Source organism: Gimesia sp. (assembly GCF_048262075.1).
Taxonomy (GTDB): Bacteria; Planctomycetota; Planctomycetia; order Planctomycetales; family Planctomycetaceae; genus Gimesia.
This window is the reverse complement of sequence record NZ_JBLXFK010000004.1, coordinates 172,387-193,819: the sequence shown is the minus strand read 5'-3', so window position 1 is coordinate 193,819 and position 21,433 is coordinate 172,387. Positions and strand designations below refer to the sequence as shown.

At 52.1% G+C, this 21,433-nt stretch carries 13 protein-coding genes; 8 read left to right on the top strand and 5 right to left on the bottom strand.

Annotated elements, in window-relative coordinates:
• Positions 1-3: 3 nt before the first annotated feature.
• Positions 4-978: a sugar phosphate isomerase/epimerase family protein gene (locus tag ACN0YH_RS10500; RefSeq protein WP_417379525.1), complete on the bottom strand. Its 975-nt coding sequence runs from the start codon at positions 976-978 to the stop codon at positions 4-6.
• A gap of 69 nt (positions 979-1,047) precedes the next feature.
• On the bottom strand, positions 1,048-2,544 hold the full coding sequence (locus ACN0YH_RS10495) for a hypothetical protein (protein WP_417379524.1): 1,497 nt from the start codon (positions 2,542-2,544) through the stop codon (positions 1,048-1,050).
• 362 nt (positions 2,545-2,906) lie between these two features.
• Here ACN0YH_RS10495 and ACN0YH_RS10490 point away from each other — a divergent pair, with 362 nt between their 5' ends.
• The 4 genes from ACN0YH_RS10490 to ACN0YH_RS10475 all read left to right on the top strand — a co-directional run bounded on the left by ACN0YH_RS10490 (position 2,907) and on the right by ACN0YH_RS10475 (position 8,975).
• Positions 2,907-3,914 carry a CNNM domain-containing protein gene (locus tag ACN0YH_RS10490; protein ID WP_417379523.1) on the top strand — a complete coding sequence of 336 codons (1,008 nt, stop codon included), beginning with the start codon at positions 2,907-2,909 and terminating at the stop codon, positions 3,912-3,914.
• Between the two features lie 219 nt (positions 3,915-4,133).
• Positions 4,134-6,179: a methionine--tRNA ligase gene (gene metG, locus ACN0YH_RS10485; protein WP_417379522.1), complete on the top strand. Its 2,046-nt coding sequence runs from the start codon at positions 4,134-4,136 to the stop codon at positions 6,177-6,179.
• 526 nt (positions 6,180-6,705) lie between these two features.
• The gene (locus tag ACN0YH_RS10480) at positions 6,706-7,227 is read left to right on the top strand and encodes a type II secretion system protein (protein WP_417379521.1); all 522 of its coding nucleotides are present in this window, start codon (positions 6,706-6,708) and stop codon (positions 7,225-7,227) included.
• A gap of 236 nt (positions 7,228-7,463) precedes the next feature.
• Positions 7,464-8,975, top strand: a complete 1,512-nt coding sequence (locus ACN0YH_RS10475) for a sulfatase-like hydrolase/transferase (protein WP_417379520.1) — start codon at positions 7,464-7,466, stop codon at positions 8,973-8,975.
• 88 nt (positions 8,976-9,063) lie between these two features.
• On the opposite strand, the gene ACN0YH_RS10470 is transcribed toward ACN0YH_RS10475, so the two are convergent.
• A complete protein-coding gene (locus ACN0YH_RS10470; protein WP_417379519.1) occupies positions 9,064-11,598 on the bottom strand; it encodes a DUF1549 and DUF1553 domain-containing protein in 2,535 nt (844 codons plus the stop codon).
• A gap of 493 nt (positions 11,599-12,091) precedes the next feature.
• Here ACN0YH_RS10470 and ACN0YH_RS10465 point away from each other — a divergent pair, with 493 nt between their 5' ends.
• From ACN0YH_RS10465 to ACN0YH_RS10450, 4 genes are all read left to right on the top strand, one after another.
• A complete protein-coding gene (locus ACN0YH_RS10465) occupies positions 12,092-13,438 on the top strand; it encodes a DUF1501 domain-containing protein (RefSeq protein WP_417379518.1) in 1,347 nt (448 codons plus the stop codon).
• Positions 13,439-13,553: 115 nt separating this feature from the next.
• Positions 13,554-15,737 carry a hypothetical protein gene (locus ACN0YH_RS10460; protein WP_417379517.1) on the top strand — a complete coding sequence of 728 codons (2,184 nt, stop codon included), beginning with the start codon at positions 13,554-13,556 and terminating at the stop codon, positions 15,735-15,737.
• Positions 15,738-15,806: 69 nt separating this feature from the next.
• A complete protein-coding gene (locus tag ACN0YH_RS10455; protein ID WP_417379516.1) occupies positions 15,807-17,030 on the top strand; it encodes a DUF1570 domain-containing protein in 1,224 nt (407 codons plus the stop codon).
• A gap of 134 nt (positions 17,031-17,164) precedes the next feature.
• On the top strand, positions 17,165-18,376 hold the full coding sequence (locus tag ACN0YH_RS10450; RefSeq protein WP_417379515.1) for an AI-2E family transporter: 1,212 nt from the start codon (positions 17,165-17,167) through the stop codon (positions 18,374-18,376).
• Between the two features lie 257 nt (positions 18,377-18,633).
• Here ACN0YH_RS10450 and ACN0YH_RS10445 read toward each other — a convergent pair whose 3' ends face one another.
• Together ACN0YH_RS10445 and rsgA are read right to left on the bottom strand one after the other, a co-directional pair.
• Positions 18,634-20,076 (bottom strand): right-handed parallel beta-helix repeat-containing protein, encoded by a 1,443-nt coding sequence (locus ACN0YH_RS10445; RefSeq protein ID WP_417379514.1) that lies wholly within the window; start codon positions 20,074-20,076, stop codon positions 18,634-18,636.
• 180 nt (positions 20,077-20,256) lie between these two features.
• Entirely contained in the window at positions 20,257-21,411 is a 1,155-nt protein-coding gene (gene rsgA / locus ACN0YH_RS10440) for a ribosome small subunit-dependent GTPase A (RefSeq protein WP_417379513.1), read from the bottom strand.
• Positions 21,412-21,433 lie beyond the last annotated feature (22 nt).

Genomic DNA, 21,433 nt, shown 5'->3' with positions numbered 1-21,433 from the left:
AAATCAGTCCGCTTTGACCGGTTGATCGAGTTTGGCCTGCAGCACGGCTGCTTTTGTCTTCTGCAGTCCGGTCCTTGCGACTTCTAGTGGATCCTGCTGCCAGTAATCGCGGTTGAACAGTTCCAGTGATAACGTTCCCCGGAATCCAGCCTGGTAAATCATGCGGAAGATGTCGGTCAACGGTGCGACGCCATCACCGGGATAGACTCGATGTGAATCGTTAATGGTGTCACGCGGTGGATCGGCGGGGTAGTCATTCACATGAAAGACCTGGATAGCAGAGCCACTGAGCAGACCGAGCCCCGCAAAATCGGAGCCCCCTTTGTAAATATGATAGACGTCAGGCAGCAGACATGCCTGGGGATGCCCGCTTTCAATGGCGACGAACATCGACTCTCCCAGTCGCGAAAGCGAACTGGAGAAGCCCCAGACTTCGACCTGCGGAATCACATCCATCTGGTCACCCAGTTCCAATAGTGCGCGATATCGTTTTGCGGCTTCGAACAGATTTAAATCGGTCTGTTTTGTCGCGCCGGTCGGAGGGGCCGCAATGCGGATGCCTCCGATCTGGCGAAGTGTGTCCATATCCCGCTTCGCGACTTCCAGTCCCTGTTTTCGCGTGGCTTCGTCGTCGACGATCCACTGGGCAAAACCGATCGCGCTTTCTACCGTCAGGCCGGCATCGTCGATGCGTTTCTTGAGGTCTGACAGCGAGCCGCCGGCTTTCACATATTCGTCGATGTCGCGTAACCAGGGTTCAATCGAATCGTAGCCGGCCCGGGAGGTCAGGTCGATCTGTTCGACAATACCCAGTTTCTGACCACGAATGGTGCTGGTATTGAAGCAGTACCCAAATGGTTCCGCAGCAGTACGCGTGCGATTCGTGCCCGCTGTAGCAGTTGTGGGTGCAGCGATGCCTGCTGCCAGGAGACCGCCGGCGGCGGCCAGCATTTCGCGTCGATTGAGATTGGTTTGCATTCGGGTATTTCCGGTGGGATATTTAAGAGGTTGGTACCCCATTAAAGCTACCGGAAGCGCAGACCATTTTCAACCTGTTCCCATGCCTCGGTCGAAAGCTTCCAGATCCCGCTGGAACAGACTGAGCACTTTCTGCAGTGTTTCCCGGTTGATTTTCCAGTTGGGATTATCCACGGTATAGCGATTACAGTGATCTACAATCAACCGATACAGAAATTTGAATAAGTGTCGCGGGACTCTCAACTGGGCGAACTGACCAATCAGTTCCTGTTCGGAGATCGAATCATCAAACAGGTCTTTAATGGACAGATTCTTACCTGGCTCTGTCGCACAGGCCCGCACGCGATCGCAGGCGACGTCGTATAATGACTCGCCGGTCCAGTCCAGTGACGTCACCAGGTTCTGCTTATCCAGTCGCGAACGTTCGTAGAATTCTTTTTCTTCGCGCTGCAGATAGTAGACGACATCAGAAGGCAGCAGCAGCTTGAAAGCAACGCCCGGATGTTTGAGCAGTTTGTTATCGAACATCGGCCAGAGCAGATCGCGCATGCGTTCCGCCGAGCCATTGACCAGATGCGGTTCATCGACCCGGTCGACCAGGATCACGATATTCGTGAATCCCATTTTATTGAGGATGGTCTGAAATTTGGTGAGTAGTTCGTACCGGTCATCGCTACGGTCCCGATAAGGAATCGGCTGTCCGGCAAGCTCCCGTCGTTCAATACGCGAAAGAATTTTCCGCAGCGCGTTAGGCAGATGATCGAAGACGCGTACTTCGCGCGTCACGCGCCAGGCTTTCCAGAGCAGTGTTGTCTGTCGCCACAACCAGGGTGCCCAGCCGGCAAACATGATCAGCCAGATCCACCACTTACTGAAGTCTTTCCAGTTACCCAGATAGAAAACGAGGCCGACTGTCACGGTGGTGACGAGAAAACCCAGGGTCCGTTCCCATTCGGTTTTCCAGTAGGAGAATTTCAATTTTCTCCGCAGTCGATTCCAGCGTTGTACGGCTGGCATATCGAGGCTGTTATCATAGAAGGCCGCCAGCAGGAGCAGGTCGCGTTTTTCCAGGTGTGTCAGATTCGCAATCTGCGTTTTGGAAACGGATTTGGTATTGTTATCAGCAGATTCGTTCGGCTCGATCATCTGGCCAATCAACTGTGTGACGCCGAGCGATAGAATCGCATCCATGTGGTCCCATAACCGCCAGTGCGAGAGCAGACGCTCGGGGCGACGATTACGTCCTGAATAGCGTTCGCGGAAGCAGTCCAGGAAGGGATTGAAGTCATCGTACTCAATTACCAGCACGCGATTCTCGGGATGGTTGGCATTATGTATCTGCAGTTGCTCAATCATCTGCATGCGGATAGCCGTCTTGCCCGCCCCTTTTTCGCCAAATACGACCGATGTAGACGGGTTGGTCGGATTGGAAAATATTTTGTCCCAGACCGGATGATGCGTTCCGTTGAGACAGAATTCCTTGAAGACGTGGTCGCTTTGCGCGTCTTCCTGCCCGAAAGGATTCTCTTTAATTCCGTGATGTTCCAGAAACTGCTGAACTTTCATAGATTTCTACTTACTTAAACAGAACCAGGTTAAATCTTTACTTGGTAGCGACTTAGGGCAGAATCACGCTAAACACCTGACTTCAAAGCAAGGCCAGAAGCGGCGCGACAGGCATTCTGGCGGAGTGCCTGTCAAAATGAGAAGTCTAGGCAACCGTGTTGTTACTAAAACATAGGTCATCATTCGCAAAAATGGTAGTCCCTAGATTCTGTGAGTGGGAAAATAGTAACTGATTTTCAGGAGGGTTCGGCTGGCACCTCTTGCAAGTTGCGCGTTGATGCAAGAGAATTCAAGCCAGTCGGAGAGCGCCTCCGTCGGAAAAGCATTCTTAATTCTATTCCTGCTGAAGGTTGTACTCTACGTTGAACTGGCTTCCTCTTCTTGGTGCAGTGGCTTTATTTGCCATTGGCTTGCGTCTGTCGGCCCTGTTCAGTGGATCAGAAACCGGCTTCTATCGCGTCAGCTTTCTGCGATTGAATATCGACGCGAACGACGGAGATCCCATCGCCAAGCGACTCTGCTGGTATGCACAAAACCCGAGCTATTTTGTCGCAACCACTTTGATCGGAAATAACCTGGCCAATGACCTGACGACCATCGCCATTTCGATTGGCATCGCAGAGGTTTTTCAGCAGTCGGGAGGCTCTGCGGAAATCGTCACAACGATTCTCTTCACGCCGATCATCTTTATCTTTGGTGAGATGGTACCCAAAAATCTATACTACCGGTCGCCTTCAATGTTACTGAAACGCTACAGTCGCTGGTTCGATTTCTTTTATCGCGCGTTCTGGGTGATCAGCACCCCCCTGGTTTCGATTACACGTTACCTGGAACGTTTTTCGCCTGATCGTAATAAGCCGGCCCAGCTGGTATTGGGACGTCAGCGACTGGTGAAGGTACTGGAGGAAGGTCATCTGGAAGGCCTGTTGAGTAATTCACAGAAACAGCTGGTACGCGGCATGTTCAATACCGCTGCCCAGTCGGTGAAGAAAGTGTTGATCCCACAGAATGAAATCACCGGCGTGACCCGTACAACAGACGCAGCGGATATTATTCAATTAGCACAACGGAACCAGCTTTCATTTATTCCAATTCGCGCCCGCGGTAATTCGAGTGAGTGGACCTCCTATATCAAGCTGGTCGATCTGATAACTTCACCCGCACCGATTATTCCAGCCGTGTATAACATGCCACGCCTGCAGTCCGATTTCAGTATGCTGGAATCGCTCTATATATTGAGAAACTCCTCGTCAGCTTATGGGGCGATTTTCGAAAATGACAAGCAGCTGGGAATCGTGAGTCAACTGGACCTGGTGAAAGCCCTGTGTTCTTCGAACGGACCTCTGATGATGACCCGCGAGGCGCTGTAATCGGCTGATTTCCACTGTTTTTCGGCTCGATTGCGGGATCAGGCTGTGGTGCGTACAATCAACGCCCGTTGAAATACCAAAACTCAAACGTTCACGAAATTCGTCTTTGTGCGCACACACAGGCAAGCGATGCGAGAGAACCCCGCCGCGTTTTCCGTGTCTGAATAGAAGTATATTTATTAATCTGCCTGATCAGAAATCACCTTTTTCGGAAATATTATGACTCAACGTCGCATCCTGGTCACCGCGGCTCTGCCTTATGCCAACGGTGATATTCACATCGGCCATCTCGTGGAATACATCCAGACTGACATCTGGGTGCGGTTCCAGAAACTGCGCGGCCATGCCTGCCGCTTCTTCTGTGCTGACGATACGCATGGGACAGCGATTATGATCCGCGCTCGCCAGGAAGGCCGATCGGAAGAAGCGCTGATCGCTGACGTCCAGCAGAAACACATTACCGACTTCGCCGGTTTCAACATCGAATTCGATAATTACGGCAGCACCAACAGCGAGCAGAATCGCAAGCTGTGTCATGAAATCTGGGAAGCATTACGTACCGCCGACCTGGTTGTTGAGAAAGAAGTGACCCAGCTGTTCGACGTGCAGGAAAATACATTTTTGGCAGATCGCTTTGTCAAAGGGACCTGTCCCAAATGTAAAGCCCCTGATCAGTACGGCGACAACTGCGATAAATGCGGCAGCACCTACACGCCCGCTGACCTGACTGACCCCATCAGTACGCTGTCGAATACTACGCCTGAACTCCGTACCGCCAGCCATCTGTTTGTCCGCATTGAAGATCTGCACGGCTTCCTCGATGAATGGACACAGTCGGGCGAACATCTACAGTCCGAAGTGGCCAACTATCTGAAAGGACACTTTCTAGGCGACCCGCTGCGTGACTGGGATATCTCCCGACCCGCGCCTTACTTCGGATTTGAAATTCCGGACAGCCCCGGTAATTACTGGTACGTCTGGTTTGACGCCCCCATCGGTTACATCGCTTCCACACTCGAATGGTGTGAAAAGCACGGGGAAGACTTCGACCAGTGGTGGAAGAATCCCGAAACCGAAGTGCATCACTTCATCGGCAAAGACATCACCTATTTTCATACCCTGTTCTGGCCCGCCATGCTGAAAACAGCGGGTTTCAATCTGCCTGAGAAGGTTCACATTCACGGTTTCCTGACCGTGGATGGCGAAAAAATGTCCAAATCGAAAGGGACCTTCGTCAAAGCGTCGACGTATCTGAACCACCTTGACCCGGCCTGCCTGCGTTACTATTACGCGTCCAAGCTCGGATCGAGACTGGACGACCTGGATCTGAACCTGGACGAATTCATTCAGAAAGTGAATTCCGACCTGGTCGGTAAAGTGGTCAACCTGGCCAGTCGCTCGGCGAAGTTTGTCGCAACGACGGGTTTGTCTGCTACTTATCCAGAGGACGGCGGTCTGTTCGCGCATGCCGCCAGCCGCAGTGATACGATTGCCGCCGCTTATGAGGTCTGTGATTACAACGGGGCGATGCGAGAAATTCTCACACTGGCGGATCGGGCCAATAAGTATGTTGAAGATCAGAAACCGTGGGAACTCCGCAAGGATGAAAGCCGGCAGGCGGAGCTGCAGAACATCTGTACGATCTCGCTCAATCTGTTTCGGCAGATTGTGATCTATCTGACCCCGGTTCTGCCCAAACTCTCGGAGCAGACCGGCGCACTGTTGAATGATCCGATTGTGAACTGGGATCAGGCTCAAACGCCGCTGGCGGGAACAGCCGTCAATAAATTCCAGCATATGTTTAAACGAATAGAAGAAAAACAGGTACAAGCCATGACTGAAGAAGCAAAAGAAGAAGCCGAAGCTGCGGAAAGTGAAGCAGCAGCCTCACAATGGAACGACAGCGGAGAGGCCCTCGAGCAGGAGCCGATGTCGGAAGAATGCACGATTGATGATTTCGTCAAAGTCGATCTGCGCGTCGCCCGAATTGTGGAAGCGAACTCGGTTCCCGAAGCCAATAAGCTGCTGCAGCTGACTTTAAGCCTGGGAGGCGATGAACGCCGCAATGTTTTTGCGGGCATCAAGAGTGCGTATAACCCGGAAGACCTGGTCGGTCGGCTGGTGATCTGCTGTGCGAATCTCAAGCCCCGCAAAATGCGGTTTGGCACGAGTGAAGGCATGGTGCTGGCCTCCGGACCGGGCGGGAAAGACGTCTTTCTGCTCTCTCCCGATGAAGGGGCAGTGCCCGGTCAACGCGTACATTAATATTGAATACACATCTTGATCATTTCAAATCAGCCACCAGGAAAAACCCTGGTGGCTTTTTGCATTGATTCAGTCACTTTCTGAAGGGAACCTGACCCCTGCAACCAGTGCATTACTCAAAACTGATTCCACCAGTCTGATTCAGGGACACAACGCTTCGACGTAATTGATTGAAATGATCCACTCTTGACCAGTGATTTCACTGCATTTTGGACAAGGTTTTGCCCGCAAATCAACACAATCACTGCAACCCTCACAACACACGCGGCCAGCCGTTTATTCTTCTGAAATTCAATTGACTCCCTTGATAAAAAACATAAGTTTTGGGTGGCCACTCAGTCGGTGTCCCCTCTGATCGGGCCAATGACAGAGGATCTGATACGTAAGTATTTTTTATTCCAGCACACATCTGATCCTGTAACAAACCGAGGTTACCAGTTCCCTAAGCGAACTCAATCCGGAACACCTCGAATCATTTAAAACAACACGAAGTGTATCGCACATTCGTAAATCTCGGAGTAGGACAATGATTAAAGCAACTCAACAGCAGAAACGACGGGCTGGCTTTACACTCGTCGAAGTAATGATTGTGGTCGTGATTCTTGGTATTCTGGCTGCAACCGTTTTGCCACAGTTTATTTCAACAAACGACGATGCCAAAGAATCGGTACTCGTTCAGGACCTGCAGACTCTGCGAAGCCAGATTCAGGTCTACAAGTTCCAGCATGATGGAAAACACCCTGCACACGGTTCAACCGATACGGATGATTTCCGCGATGCACTGTTGCTTTCCAGCGATAAAGATGGAACCACCGGTGCCGTCGGAACAAAACCACTCGGTCCCTACCTGATTGGCAGTGTACCTCCCAACCCATTCACTGGTGGTCGTGGTATCATGATCGTCACCGATGTTGCTGGTACGACTCCTGATGAAGCAGCCAAAGATGGTACTGAAATTGTTGGCTGGATTTATAATCCTGCTACAGGTGAAATCAAAGGTAACAATGCCGGGACTGCCGCAGACGGCAGAAAACTGGACACTCTATAATCTTCCGCCTCAGCCTGGCCTGAAAACCTGGCTGAGCGTTTGAATTGAAATAGGTAAACCTGATTCAGCCCCTTGCATGAGCTTTGTGCAAGGGGCTGTTTTTATGTAATTGCGACTCTAGTATTGCTTTTCTGATGTCATTGCTTTTAAGTATTAAATAAGAGCAAATTCCAACCGCTGTTATGCCGTAACTCAGATTAGGGTGGCAGATGACAGATTCAGAAAGGCAAACAACCATGCGAAGCTTCCCTCTCGCGCTGGGTTTACTGACCAGCCTCGTCTTCATGAACGGGTTCGCAGCAGCGGCTCAGACGACAGCCTTAACGACAGCCGAGCGACCGAATATCCTGGTCGTCCTCTGCGATGACCTGGGGTATGGCGACCTGGCCTGTTACGGTCACACCGTGATTAAAAGTCCGAATATCGACCGCTTTGCGAAACAGGGACTGAAACTGAGCAGTTGCTATGCAGCACATCCCAACTGTTCTCCTTCGCGAACCGGACTGATGACCGGCCGCACGCCGTTCCGCGTAGGCGTTTATAACTGGATCCCGATGCTCTCGCCCATGCATGTCCTCAAACAGGAAATCACCATTGCGACTTTACTGCGCCAGTCCGGCTACGCGACCTGTCACGTCGGCAAATGGCATCTTAATGGCATGTTCAATATGGTTGGACAGCCACAGCCTTCCGATCACGGATTCGATCACTGGTTCTCCACGCAGAATAACGCATTACCAACTCATGAGAACCCGTTTAACTTTGTGCGAAATGCCAAGCCAGTGGGACCATTGCAAGGTTACGCGTCACAACTGGTGGCCGATGAAGCAGAGCAGTGGCTGACAGAATTGCGCGACAAAGAAAAACCGTTCTTCATGTTTGTCTGTTTTCATGAACCCCACGAGCCGATCGCCAGTGCCGAACGTTTTCGTAAACTCTATTCTGCGCCCGAAGGTTCCACCCTGCCTGCACATCACGGTAATGTTACGCAGATGGACGACGCCTTTGGTCGCATCCTGAAAACACTGGATGACCAGAACCTGCGAGACAATACCCTGATCATCTTCACCAGCGACAACGGGCCAGCCATCACCCGGCGTCATCCGCACGGTTCTTCCGGGCCCTTGCGCGATAAAAAAGGGGCGACCTATGAAGGCGGGATCCGCGTTCCTGGAATTGTGCAATGGCCCGATCATGTCCAACCGGGAACCACCAGCGATGTTCCCGTGTGTGGCGTGGATATCCTGCCGACACTGTGCGCCGTTGCGGACATCCCGGCCCCTGCAGATCGCGTGCTGGATGGCATGAATATTTTACCACTGCTGGAAGGCAAAACGATCCAGCGGGAAAAGCCGCTGTACTGGCAGTTCAACCGGGCCAAAAATGATGCGAAGGTCGCGATCCGCGCGGGCGAGTGGAAGCTGCTGGCGAAGTTAAATGTCCCCAGCCCCAAGCCATCGGGAGGAATCACGGAGGAAGAAATTGACGCGGTCAAAACTGCGAAGCTGACAGGATTTGAACTGTACCACATTCAGAGTGATATCGCGGAGACCACCGATCGCGCGGAAAGCGAACCGGAAATACTTGCAAAGATGAAACAGCAGATGCAGGCGATTTTTAATGACGTCCAGGCCGAAGCGCCGCGCTGGCCCGCGTGGGAATTCGCCCGCTACGAAGGGAAAATCCTCTCGGAGTACTATCGTAAACAGAAAGAAGCCGAGAAAAATAAAAAGCAGAAACAGCCTTAAATCCGACAGATGCAGCTTTGATACCAGATAAAAAAACAGCCCGTTTCCATGTACTGGAGACGGGCTGTGTCTATTTCAGAGATCTGTTTTAATGGTTAAACAGAAATTCGCGGCTATTGCTGATCGCCCACATCACATCCTGATAACCTTCGCGTTTGTCTTTGGACGCCTTCACGATCTGATCGCAGTTCGCCAGTTCCTGTTTGGTTGGATAGCGACTGAAGGCGGCCAGGTACATTTCGGTAAAGACTTCATGATCGGGCTTCTTGGCTTTTAACAGCGATTCGATCCGTCCGTTCTTCGTTGCCAGTTTGGTATTAATTAACTGGCCGTTAGCCACCTGCAGCACCTGCGCCAGGTTCGGTTGACTGGCGCGTTCGCATTCACAGGTAATCACACGTTTGGGACGCCCCAGCGTATCCAGGAAGTAGGAGCTGTAATTCGGGTCCGGCAATTCAATCGCCCGGGTTCCCTGGGGAACGCCGCGGAAGCGTTCCTGCGCACCGGTCAGGTCATCCAGCGCATCCAGCATGACTTCCGCCGGCAGTCGCTTCACATTGTAGTGAGTATAAAAACGGGTGTTCGCCACATTTTCAGGAAGAGGCTCGGAAGAGAGCTGATACGTGCGGGAATTCATAATCACCCGCATCAGTTCTCTGAGGTTATAGCCTGAATCAACAAAATGGTCGGCCAAAGCATTGAGCAGTTCCGGGTTCGAAGCCGGGTTGGTTTCCCGCATATCATCAATGGGTTCAATAAAACCAGATCCCATATAGTAAGACCAGAAGCGGTTGACCATGTTTTTGGAGAACAGGCGATTTTCAGGGGAAGTAATCCAGCGTGCCAGGGGACGTCTGAAATCTCGATAGGAGGTACTATCAATGGGCTCGCCCATCAACGGAGTCGGCTGCATCGTCTTCTTGGTACGTGGATGACGAATCGATCCGCTGCTTTTCACTTTGACAACGGTATCCGCTCCCAGGGCACCGAAATCGACACTGCCTTTATTACCGACCCGCGTGAAGAAAGCAGCCAGGCTGTAATAATCTTTCTGGCTGTAGACTTCGAAGGGATGGTGATGGCACTTGGCACACTGCAGGCGGACTCCCAGGAAAATCTGAGACGTTGCTTCTGCCAGGTCTTCCGGTTTGGACGCGATTTTGAAATAGTTGGCCGGCCCGTTCTCGTAGATTGATCCCTGTGCTGTGATAATTTCATTGACGAATTCGTTGACCGGTTTATTTTCCCGCAGAGACTGGCGAATCCAGTTGGAGAAAGCCCACATCCCGCCATCACCTACTTTATTGCGGTTATTCCGCAGCAGGTCGCCCCACTTCATGCCCCAGTAGGCACTCCAGGGTTCCACATAGACATCCCGGTCCGAATCGCCGGTCAGGCCGAGCAATTCATCAATCAGCTGACTGCGTTTATCGGGGGCTTTTGAAGCCAGAAACGCTTTGACTTTTTCCGGTTGAGGTAGCGTTCCAATGGTATCAATAAAGGCGCGGCGGATGAAAACTTCGTCGCTGCACAGAGGCGAGGGTTCCAGCCCCAGTTCGTTGAATCGTTTTTTGACGTGTTCGTCGATGAAGTTGTGCGGCTTGAATTCCGCCAGATCAACTTCGTTTTTATAGGGTGAAATGACGGTCGAGATCTTTGCCTGTCCCATATAGCGAACCATGACAGCGGTCTGGCCGGCTCCCACGATTTCCACTTTTCCCCGCGGCGTGACGGTCGCGATATTTTCAATCAGGCTGTCATACTGCGCCCGTGCGGTAACATCCTGTTTCGAACCATCACTGTATTCAGCGACGACACGCAGCTGCTGAATATCTCCCTGCTGGTAGCGGCGCGATATGGGGGTCAACTGCATGCCAACCACCTTGGGTTCTTTGGCGTCAATCTCGGTGACCGCTTCTGAAATCCAGGTTTCCATAATGCGGTATTCGTAAGAGTCTTTAGCGAACCGACGTCCCCCGCCATGCGCAATGGCCATGGAGGCCTTCTGCAGAATCAGGCTGTTTTCAGGCTGTAAAATGGAGACACGACGCTGTCGGTCATCGCGGGCCATTTCCGGGTAATCCTGCTCGGGGGCATAACCAAACAGCGAGAGCTTAAAGCCCCCTTTGCCGAACTGGCTGGCATGACAACCTCCCAGGCTGCAGCCTCCCTTGTTCAACACGGGAACCACGTCTTTGACGAAGCTGGCATTCTTGCCATTCGCGCGGGGTTTAATCTCCACACTGATTTCTGACTTGTGCCCGGCGTGAGCGACTTGAATTTTCCCCTTACCCCATGCCAGCGGACGCACGAGTCCTTCCGCGTTGACTTCCAGCAGATCGGGAGTGAGGCTGGTAAAGGTTGACAGATGTGTCAGATCGCCGACGATCTTGCCGTTCTCTTCTACGGGAACCTGGATCTGAAAATAATCCAGCAACCCGTTGAGCACAATCTGTTGCGGCGTCACCTGCAGTTTTGCCTCTGCGGCACCAGAGACATTCTGCACCAGAACTGAAGCGACCAACAATGTGAGAATCAGGATTCGATGTGACATCAGATTTCTTTTCACCAGGGGTTTGCAGTCGAACATGAGATCAACTTTCTTGAGCGGGTCGTATTTCATCAGAGCCGATTCTTCAGGTAGTGAACCATACTCAGAGAACAAAACACGTCGTCGCAGAAAAACCTGTAACAGGCTAAGGATGGCAGGTTGAATGTGGTATCAGGTGGGAAGTTAATGGCTTAACATAAAACGCCATTTATACTTAAATATACTAATAAAATAACACGAAAGCAAAAAAAACTCTCTGTTTTCATTATTTTTTTCAAGCTGATGAGGGCCAGACCGATCGTATACTTAATTTTACTACTGTACTGAAAAGTGGTCTGCTCGCTTTATTTTACCGCTATAATTTGAAGCGATCAAGGAATGATTTTTTTGAATGGCGAATTCCATCTCATTAATTTCCCTTCGGAAAGCCGATTTAATGTTTGCCTACCTTACATAAACGGTTACAATTATGACAGTTACTTAATAAATCAACAACCCTGACAAAACATCCCTCCCTCATCAATTCCTGTAGCGACAGGACCCTGCCACACTAAAGGAGTTTCCAATGCTGAAACTATTCCCGCAAAAAGTTTCGAACTGCGAAACCGGAAGCCGACGACAATTTCTCCTGGAAGTTGGTGCGCTCAGTGCGTTTGGAATTACTCTGGATTCCCTGCTGCGTGGCCAGGCTCATGCTTCTGAAAGCGAGTCTGCAGCGCTGACAGACCCTTCCAATGATACGAACTGTATTCTGATCTGGACACGTGGCGGTACCAGCCATCACGACACGTTCGATCCCAAGCCAAACGCCTCAGCTGACGTGCGTGGCGACTTTTCCGCCATCAGCACCGCCCTGCCCGGTTATCAGTTTTCTGATCAACTGCCGCTGTTCGCCAAACATGCGAATGAATTTTCCATCATGCGGAACCTGAACCCGCAGAACGGCTCGCACTCGACTGCGGACGCCTTCATGCTTTCAGGTCATAAATTTAATCCTTCGGTGACTTACCCCTGCTATGGCGCGGTGGTTGCCAAGACCAAAGGCTTCAAAACCAACATTCCGCCGCACATTCAGATTGGTAATCATGTCGACCGTCGCTTTAATGGCGGCCTGGGTGGTTATCTGGGACTGCAGTACAATCCGTTTGAAATCCCCGGCGATCCGAACGCGAAAAACTTTACCGTGCGTGATATCTCTCCGCCCTCCGGGATCACCATTGATCGCATGAAACGCCGTCAACAGGCGCTGCACGCGATTGATACACTGCAGCGTCAGGCTGAAACCAATCAGAACGCGTTTGAAGCATCCGACGCACATTATCAGAATGCGTTCAGCATGATTACCTCTGCTGATACACAGAAAGCATTCGACCTGAGTCAGGAATCAGACAAGACACGTGACGATTACGGTCGTCATTACCTGGGACAAAGCTGTCTATTGGCCCGCCGTCTGATTGAATCGGGATCACGTTTTGTGACCGTCAGCAGTGGGGGCTGGGATACCCATACCAATAACTTCAAATCTCTGCGTCGTTCACTGCCTCCGTTTGACCGGGCTTTGACCTCACTGGTTCTGGACCTCAAGCAGCGGGGCATGCTGAACAACACCCTGGTCGTCTGGCTGACCGACTTTGGCCGAACCCCGGTCATCAACTCGGCCGCTGGTCGTGACCACTGGTCGACTGCATCTACCATGATGATGATCGGTGCAGGTACTCCCGCTGGTCAGATCATCGGTGCGACCGATGAAACCGGTTCGCGTCCGGTGGGTAAAGAATATTACCCCGCCGATGTTGCTGCTTCGATTTACACCAAACTGGGGGTCAACCTGGATCACTACTTTGTTTCCCCCGAAGATGGTCGCCCCCTGGTTGTCTGCGAAGGACAACCGATTCCGGAGTTGATGGGTTAATTCCCTGAGGCTTCACTCACCCGAAAACCAACAGTGACGGCCCCTGGGAACGTATGAGTCCAAGGGGCTTCTCTGTTGATCAGGAACACTTATTGATTCTAATCAGGACTGTTCGATGCGCTGCATACTTTACTCACTGCTGACCATAAGCCTGTTCGTTATCACCCCCGCGCGACTCCAGGCCGCCGATGATAAGAAGACGCCGCCACCTGTGAAAATCGGTTTTCGCCAGCTGGTGACCTTCAAACCCGCAGCCGTCCAGCAGGGTGACAAGCGCAAGATTCAACTGCACTCCAGTTACACACTGGATCATACCCACTCCGTCTTTTTTGATCAGCCTGGTATCAAAATGACCTTTACCGAGCCGAAGGCCAAAGCGGCGCCGCGGCGTGGTCGCGGGTCGGTGGGAACCCCTTTCGCTTTTGATATCGAAGTTCCGAAAGATCAAGCCGCTCGGATTTACGAATGCCGCGTCGCTACCGATCAGGCTGTCTCCAGTGTCACGCATCTGCTGGTCACACCCTACCCGGTCATCGAAGAAGAGGAAAAGAAAGACAACAACACGTTTGATACAGCGCAGGAAATCACAGTTCCCTCTACCGTCTGTGGTATCGTTGAAAAGTCGGAAGACATGGACTGCTTTAAATTCAAAGGCAAAAAAGGGCAGGAAATCACCCTGGAAGTTTATGCCCAGCGCGTGACGGAAGCCATTCACACCATGCAGACTTCCAATGTGTACCTGATGGATTCCATCCTGACATTGTATGGTCCACAGAAACAGATCATTGCCCAGAACGATAACTTCATTAAATCCGATTCCCTGATTTCCTTCAAACTGCCCGCCGATGGTGAGTATGTTTTCGAAATCCGTGATACCCGCTATGTGGGAACCGGAAAATATGCCTACTGCGTGGAAGTCAGCGACGGTCCTTACGTGACACATACCATGCCCCTGGCGGTTCAGAAGGGAAAAGAGGCTGAAGTCACACTCAATGGTTATGCATTACAAGGCCATGCCAAAGCCAGTTTCTCTGCGAAAGAGGACCGGGAAACAGGCTGGGCTAAACGAACTTTTGAAACCCCCGCCGGCAAGACGAATGCCGTCTGGACGCTGATCAGTGAGCATCCCCAGGTGGTGACCGCTGACACGAATACCTCGATGAAAACCGCTTTTCCGCTGACGTTCCCCATGGGAGTCAGTGGCCAGATCACGGAAGCAGAGCAGACACAGTTCTTCTCCTTCAAAGCGAAAAAAGGACAATACTATTCCTTCCAGTTGATGTCGAATCGTATCGACCTGCCGCTGGACTGCGTGATGGAAGTTCTCGACTCCAAAGGCAAAGCAAACCGGGTCTTTGTGAACGGCGGTGCGAATGTCGAGGCCGACGATGGTCTGCAGATGAAAGACGTCGACTTTCACTTTCTGGCGCCTGCCGACGGCGAATACTTCGTCACACTCCGCGATCTACACGACCGGGGCGGCGATCGTTTTACCTATCATCTGACGGCTGAACTGAGTGGCCCTGATTTTCAAGTCGGTGGCGAATTCTATTATGCACAAATTGCACCGGGGACAAACATGATGTGGTTCGCCCGCGTCAAACGTCTGAACGGATTTAATGGCCCGATTGAAATGAATATCGAAGGCTTGCCTGAAGGGGTCACTTTTGAACCGGTTACGCTGCCAGCAGGCGTCAATGACTGTGGACTGATTCTGAAAGCAGCGAAAGATGCGCCTATCAACGCTTCTCTGGTATCGATTTCGGGCAAAGCCAAAGTAAAGGGACCTGATGGGAAAGAGCAGGAAATCGTCCGGGAAGGTCGCATCACCTGTGAAATTCAGTCACGGGGTGGCGGACAGGCACGCTGGCCGATCAACACATCGATTGTGGGAGTCACAAAGCCGCTGGATATCCTGGAAGTAACCGCGACTCCCAGTGAAATCGTATTGAAGCCCGGCGAATCTGCCGAGATCAAAGTAAAGGTTAAACGCAGCGAAGCTTACAAAGATCCCATCGTATTGGCGACCGCTTTCGAATATTTCAGATCCAAATTCGGTCAGCAGCTGCCGCCCGGCGTCACACTTTCCAAGAAGAGCAAAACCCGGCTGGCTGGCGAGACCCTGGAAGGGACTTTGATCATCGAAGCTTCCAAAAAGGCAACGCCCGTCAAACGTTTCCCCTTCGCCGCGATGGCACGCGTGGGAATCACCTTTTCGATTACCACCAATTACGCATCGAATGTGATCTATCTGACAATCACCGATGAAGAAGCCAAAGACAAGCTGGCAAAAAAATAGGGATCGACTTCAACTCCGCTCTCCTCTATGCTGGAAATAGTGTTTTCCTTCCTGTGCAGAAAGACCGATATGGCCTGGAGAGACTTGAAATTTGCACTTTCACTGCTGAGCGTGAGATCTTTCCTGCGCACCGCTGTCTTCTGCATGAGCTTGTTCTGCCTTTCTGATGGTGGTCTGGTTTGGGCCCAGGGTCTAACGAAGACAGAAAAAACGGCGCCGCCGCTGTTTGAGTTCACGTTTACTGACGATCAGAAACGGGAGCAGACAATCGAAGCGGCCCAGATTCTGCAAGCCCAGGATGGGGGCGTGGTGATGCTGACCCGCGACGGCCGACTGTTGACGGCAACTCCCGCGCAACTGAAAAGTAAACGCTCTCTGGACCGCGAGTTCACTCCCCTGGATGCGAGTGAACTCGAAAAGCAGCTTAAAGCCGAATTCGGCGATGATTTCACCGTCACACAGACAAAACATTTCACGATCTGCAGCCAGGCGGGCAAACGCTATACGCAGTGGTGCGGCTATCTGTTCGAACGCCTCTACATGGTCCTGCACAACTACTGGGATGATAAAGCACATCCACTGCATGATCCGGAAGTCCCGTTGATCGCGGTCATCTTCAAGGATCGCGCAAACTTCGAACAGTACGCGAGCCAGATTCTGGGTGACGGTGCCTCCGCCACTCATGGCTTCTATTCGATTCAATCGAACCGGATGGTGCTCTACGACCTGACGGCGGTTCCGAATGAACGCCCCGCTTACACCGACGCCGACATTCTGTTCAAACTGCGAAAGTCGCCGTTCAATGTGGCGACCGTCATCCATGAATGTACACACCAGATCGCGTTTAATGTGGGGCTGCATACCCGCTTCGCCGACAATCCGCTCTGGCTGACCGAAGGCATGGCGACTTATTTTGAAACTCCCGACCTGAAAAGTAAGACCGGCTGGCGGACCGTGGGTAAACCCAACCCCTGGCGACTGAGACAGTTTCAGGATTACGCGCGTTCCCGCAGAACGGCTGACTCGCTGCAGACCCTGATCTCCTCGGACCAGCGGTTTCAGAATGCCGAGTCCCTGCTCGACACTTATGCGGAAGCGTGGGCCTTCTCTTACTTCCTGATCAAGACCAAACGTCGGCTGTATGAAGAGTATCTGCATCTGATCGGGGCCCGCCAGCCCTTAATCTGGTCGACTCCCGCAGAACGACTGAAAGACTTTCAGTCTGTCTTCGGTGAAGATCTGAACCAGCTCGATCAGCAATTTCTCAGATACATGCGACAAATCAGCCGTTAACGGCATTTTTCTCTTTGCAGTTTCTCTGTTTCCCAGTATCGTGCGCATACGCCGTTTGAAGTCAGCGACATTTTCAGGGACGCCGACCGAACGTCATGCACAGAAAAAATACCAATCCGCAAAGGACATCTTTCATGTCAACTCCCCTGCAACCCTCGGATGAGCAAGCCAAGGTCATCACAGGCTGCCTGTTGCTGCTGTCCATCATTGCACTGGCAGGCGTCTTTTACATAACGCAGGCGGTTCTCATCCCGTTCGTAATTGCCATTTTCATCGCAACGATCGTCACGCCCATGGTCGACCTGCTGGTCCTGAAATGGAAACTGCCTCAAATCATCGCGATTTCCCTGACCCTGCTGCTGGTGTTATCATTCGGTTTTTTATTATGCCTGACCCTGATTTATTCGACACAGCAGGTGATCTACAAAGCGGAAAACCAATATAGCGAAAAGTTCGGCATCTTCATCAACTCTGCCTTTGAAGCCGCCAAAGAAGCCGATGATCCGCCTGAACCCCAACCAGCAAAAGACAAAGAGGAACCACAGTCTGAAGACATTGATCAGAAAGAGACCGCTCTGGAAGTACCTCCTGTCGTTAACGCTGATGCCTCTGAACCGCTGACTGCCGAAAAACCGGAGACTGGCTGGTTCCAGAAAATGGGCATTGATCTGGATACGCTCAAAAAAGCGACCATTGACTATATGCGAGACTCATTAAAATCGATCGCTGTCAGCACCATGCAGTCGGCGCTCAACTTCACTACCACTTCCTTTTTCGTGGCGATTTTTGTGATCTTTCTGCTGGCCGGTCGAAACCCGAATGCGGTCGTCAAAAATGTGATCTACTTTGAAATCGAACAGAAAATTCGCAGCTATATTTCCACGAAACTCGTGCTGTCACTGATTACAGCCATCCTTGTCGGGGTCACTTTGAAACTGTTTGGACTGGAACTCGCTCTGGTATTTGCCATCCTGACTTTTTTGCTGAACTTCATTCCGTCTGTCGGTTCGGTAATCGCGACGCTGTTGCCGCTTCCGGTTGCCTTTGCGCAGTTCTCTGACAGCCCGTGGACGATTGCCGGTGTGATTCTGATTCCCGGCGCAATTCAAATGACCATCGGCAACGGTATCGAACCAAAACTGATGGGCGAAGGTCTGCAACTGCATCCGGTGACTGTCCTGCTGGCCCTTTCGTTCTGGACCCTGCTCTGGGGACCCATCGGTGCGATTCTGGCAGTGCCGATCACCGCTGGGATTCGCATTGTGCTGATGCGGTTTGAATCGGGAAAGACCGCGGGCAACCTGCTGGCCGGAATTTTGCCCGGTGAATCAACGACGGTGGCGTGAGGAAGGTGAGTTTTTCTCACTTGATTTTCTACCACGAAAAACACGAAACTACACGAAAGAAAAAAATGGGTAAGCCCAAATGTAATTCGGGCCGAGCGCAGCGCGCAGGAGGTGGCAGCTGCCGCATACCATTACAGAGCCGGGTTTCCCATACTATCTCGGCACGGCCGGACGAGCCGGTCCGTGGCACACGGGAACCTTCTATTATCATTCATGTGCCCCTCGGATCAGTTGTCCGTGGCCGTCCAGGCAGCCGCTCAATACACGGTCATGGTATTAGAGACTTCCGTTCCCGGGCCGACATCGATACTGCCTGATACCAGGTTATCGGTGATCTGAATTTCCTGGCCACCGGTAACACGGATTGCGAAGTTATTCTCGCCTTCAGTAATCAGGCAGTCGGAGATACGGGACTGCTTGACGTTCGACAGCAGGATGCCGCCGTTCTGACACCGGCGGATTGAACAGTTCGTGATGTTCATTCGCGCGCAGTTTTCCAGGATCAGGCCGGCAGGAACGCCCCGGGTCGCCAAAATATTCAGCGCGTTGAGCGTGCAATCGGTGCAGTCCTTGAAGACGTTCGCGTCTTTGGTTTTCGCCCGGTAATCAGGGTTGCGGTCGAGCAGATTGGAGCCGAGCACAATGTGAGACGAATCTTCCACGAGCAGATTATGCTCATACGCCTGCCAGAGTGTATTGCCGGTAATCGTGATGCCCCGCGCATGTTTGAGGTGAATATTGACGGCGACATCACTCATCGAATTGTCGGCGATTGCAAAGTTACCGACTTTGCGGGGATCTTCGGGACCGTTTCCGATAAACCGCACGTTCGCGGAATCGGGTGCGTTATTCGTGTGCTGAATGGTACAACCAAAGATCGCTCCTTCACGGAGTGAGCCTTTCGAGATATCAAACAGAATATTGGCCGTGGGCTCTGTTTCCTCTCCCATGTTACCTTCAATGTCACAGTTGCCGATCTGAATGTTGCGGATTTCACTCTCACGAACCACGATGCCGCCCTGCTTGTTGTAGCTGATATGCGAGTCGGAAATGTTGACCTGGTGCAGGTTCAACTTTTCCAGATAAATGCCGACCCCTTCATTTTCATACAGATGACAATTATCAATAGAGACATTGCGGTTGCGTTCATAAAGATGAATTCCGTGCAGAGCCTTGCGTACCACCAGACGTGTGATGTTGATCTGCATGGTCTTCGAGGCCGCCACGCCGATGGCTTCAGGATGTTTGCCGACAATTTCGATGCCATCGATCATCGGGGTCCGCTCCTGATCCCAGACAACGGGCTGGACGGTTTTGGGACTCGCGGTTCCGTTGTGAGTACCGATAAAATGAAACGCGGGGCCGGCTCCTTCCATCAGAATCGTCGCTGTGCCATCACCGGAAATGGAAGTCGGTCCGACTTTCGTCAAATCGATGACCACTGGTTTGGTGAAGCGATACTGACCGCGTGGAAATCGTAGTGAGCCGACCGAAGCGTCGACCAACTTCTGGATCGCGGCTGAATCATCGGTTTTGCCGTCCCCTTTGACACCTAATTCCAACACGGTTTTGCCGGCATTCTCTCGGGAAGACTCGGGCTGTGAAGTCGTCTGGGACAAAGAGGCTGCAGGAGGAATCAGGTACAGGCCCATCAGCACCACGGCCATCACACAAACGGGAACGAGAGTTCTGGATTTCATTGGAACGGCTTTCCATCGGGAGAAGTTCAGGCAGGAATTCGCAGACGCTGTAATCAGCGCAATACTTAACGTTGCTTAAAAAGCATCTCTGAGTCTAAGCAAGACGGGGAGGAGGATCAACGGCTGGAGGAGGATTTTTATGACGGACACCGCATGCTGCACCTGTCGCAGCTACCGTGACTATTGATGATACACGGGCCGCGGTTCATCGCCGGCGATGATTTTGAGGTAGCTCTGATAGCGCTGACGGGAGATAAAATCGTGGGCGACAGCCCGTTTCACGCCACAGTCGGCTTCATGCGTGTGTGAGCAATCCGGAAAGCGGCACTGGGTCACAAAGGGGATAAAGTCGCGGAAGAAGCCTTCGACCTCTTCCGGGATCACATCCCACAACTCCAGTTGACGAATCCCGGGGGTGTCGACTACCCAGCCACCAGTGGAAATTTCGAGCAGTACGGCGAAGCGGGTGGTGTGCCGCCCCTTGCGATTTTCCTGGCTGATCTCCGCCGTCTCCAGTAAGAGCCGCTCATCAATCTGGTTGAGCAGAGACGATTTGCCGACACCACTCTGGCCGGAAAAAACACTCTGTTTTCCTTTAAGCAGGGACCGCAGCCGCGGAATGCCGGTTCCCTCGGTGACGCTGGTTAACACGATGTCATATCCCATCTGGGCATACACGCCAATCAAGGGCTGAAAGGCGACCGGGTCGACCAGGTCGATTTTATTGATACAAATGATGGAGTGGATGTTGCCTTTTTCGGAACTGATCAGGAAGCGGTCGATTAATGAGGGTTTGAGGGGTGGATCGTCGGCAGAGACCACAATCACCGCCTGATCGATATTGCTGACGAGGATATGCTCGCGGCGTTTACTGCCACGCGAGAGATAGGAGCGACGGGGCTCAACGCGTTCAATGACCGCCTGATGTTCATCCCCTTCGGGTCGAATCAGTACATGATCGCCGGCGACGACGGCATTACGGTCATCGCGGGACATGGTTCTTACCAGTCGCCTGGTGGTGCATTCATAACAACTGCCATCTTCCACCTGCACGACCGAGTTCAAGCCCTGCGAGCGGATCACGCGGCCTGGAATGCAATTTTGCTCGTCAATGTCGATGACGATCTCGGTGCCATCCTCGGTTTCGTGCTCGACCCCCATGACGGTGCGATGGCGGGTGAGATCGCCTTTCCCCGTGAGTCGCTCGGAGGCATCCCTGTACTGTGAATCGACCTGCTCGTCTATCTGGTGGCTGGCGAGTTTATTCTTCCGGACCTTTTTCTGACGGTTCTTTTTGAACGCAACCCGGATTTTTTTTCCTTTTTTCTTAGCCACTACAGTTCTGGTTCCATCGGCT

Excerpts from the sequence above, each read along its gene's own strand:
- ACN0YH_RS10500 (WP_417379525.1), bottom strand. The coding sequence starts at position 978 with ATGCAAACCAATCTCAATCGACGCGAAATGCTGGCCGCCGCCGGCGGT.
- ACN0YH_RS10495 (WP_417379524.1), bottom strand. The coding sequence starts at position 2,544 with ATGAAAGTTCAGCAGTTTCTGGAACATCACGGAATTAAAGAGAATCCT.
- metG (WP_417379522.1), top strand. The coding sequence starts at position 4,134 with ATGACTCAACGTCGCATCCTGGTCACCGCGGCTCTGCCTTATGCCAAC.
- ACN0YH_RS10480 (WP_417379521.1), top strand. The coding sequence starts at position 6,706 with ATGATTAAAGCAACTCAACAGCAGAAACGACGGGCTGGCTTTACACTC.
- ACN0YH_RS10475 (WP_417379520.1), top strand. The coding sequence starts at position 7,464 with ATGCGAAGCTTCCCTCTCGCGCTGGGTTTACTGACCAGCCTCGTCTTC.
- ACN0YH_RS10470 (WP_417379519.1), bottom strand. The coding sequence starts at position 11,598 with ATGAAATACGACCCGCTCAAGAAAGTTGATCTCATGTTCGACTGCAAA.
- ACN0YH_RS10465 (WP_417379518.1), top strand. The coding sequence starts at position 12,092 with ATGCTGAAACTATTCCCGCAAAAAGTTTCGAACTGCGAAACCGGAAGC.
- ACN0YH_RS10460 (WP_417379517.1), top strand. The coding sequence starts at position 13,554 with ATGCGCTGCATACTTTACTCACTGCTGACCATAAGCCTGTTCGTTATC.
- ACN0YH_RS10455 (WP_417379516.1), top strand. The coding sequence starts at position 15,807 with ATGGCCTGGAGAGACTTGAAATTTGCACTTTCACTGCTGAGCGTGAGA.
- ACN0YH_RS10450 (WP_417379515.1), top strand. The coding sequence starts at position 17,165 with ATGTCAACTCCCCTGCAACCCTCGGATGAGCAAGCCAAGGTCATCACA.
- ACN0YH_RS10445 (WP_417379514.1), bottom strand. The coding sequence starts at position 20,076 with ATGAAATCCAGAACTCTCGTTCCCGTTTGTGTGATGGCCGTGGTGCTG.